The sequence below is a fragment of the Psychrobacter sp. 1U2 genome (genome assembly GCF_051847575.1).
Genome location: NZ_JBPYDC010001897.1, coordinates 1 through 503, shown reverse-complemented (window position 1 = coordinate 503; position 503 = coordinate 1). Strand labels below are relative to the sequence as shown.

Genomic DNA, 503 nt, shown 5'->3' with positions numbered 1-503 from the left:
CCAGTTGCTGTTTAGCACTTTTAACGCCAATAACTTTTTGCAAATCAAGACGCTCACCAACCAAGGGCTTCACTATCCAGAAACGAGCGAGTGGCAGCTAGCATTAACTCATGCTGGCTTTGAGAGAGTCGTACTATCAACTCAGCGTTTTGATCTACTGTTTACAACCCCTTATGCAGTATTAAAACACATGAAACTGACAGGAGTGTCGACCAACCAAACGCAATCAGTCAACGCTCAACCTTTTAAGTGGACAAAAGCGCGTTTGCAACAATTTGAGCGAGACTATTGGCAGCATTTTTCGGCAACAGATGAAGAGGGCCAGCCTTGTGTCAGCTTGACTTATGAAGTACTGATCGTGAGTGCTTTTAGACCATAACCTTATAATATACAGTAGTAACACTAAAATCATGGTCATAAAAAAACGCACCCCGAAGGATGCGTTTTTTCATTTAACGATTTATCAATTTGTATCGATTCTACCATTTTCAAAAACTTGAATA

1 pseudogene is annotated in these 503 nt (G+C 40.6%); it reads left to right on the top strand.

The window, feature by feature from the left end:
* Nucleotides 1–379 (top strand): annotated as a pseudogene (locus ACS8FD_RS25010) (methyltransferase domain-containing protein); the annotation flags it as partial.
* Nucleotides 380–503: the final 124 nt, after the last annotated feature.